The sequence below is a fragment of the Pseudomonas sp. 05N36 genome, from assembly GCF_056397385.1.
Genome location: NZ_JBFTNH010000083.1, coordinates 1 through 358, shown reverse-complemented (window position 1 = coordinate 358; position 358 = coordinate 1). Strand labels below are relative to the sequence as shown.

The window sequence follows — 358 nt, the reverse complement described above, 5'->3', positions numbered from 1 at the left end:
TCTTAGCACAATCCGGCCGGCGCGCCAGAGCTGGCGCACGCGAAGCCGGATCATGCGGTGCCGCAGCCAGCCATGCCGGGCTGGCCGCGGGGTCTGGCGTCAGGCCAGGGCCGGGACGTTGTTCTTCAGGAACGCGGTCAGGTCCGACTTGGACAGGGCGCCAACCTTCTGGGCGACAACCTTGCCTTCCTTGAACAGGATCAACGTGGGAATGCCACGGATGCCGAACTTGGCCGGCACCTGCTGGTTCTCATCCACATTGATCTTGGCGATCTGCACCTTGTCGCCGAAATCGCGTGCCACTTCGTCCAGGATCGGGGCGATCATCTTGCACGGACCGCACCACTCGGCCCAGAAG

At 64.2% G+C, this 358-nt stretch carries 1 protein-coding gene; it reads right to left on the bottom strand.

Annotation, left to right across the window (positions count from 1 at the left end; translation table 11 throughout):
• Positions 1–99: 99 nt before the first annotated feature.
• On the bottom strand, positions 100–358 hold a 259-nt coding region (trxA, locus tag AC1DIH_RS28255; protein ID WP_477774104.1), incomplete at its 5' end, for a thioredoxin.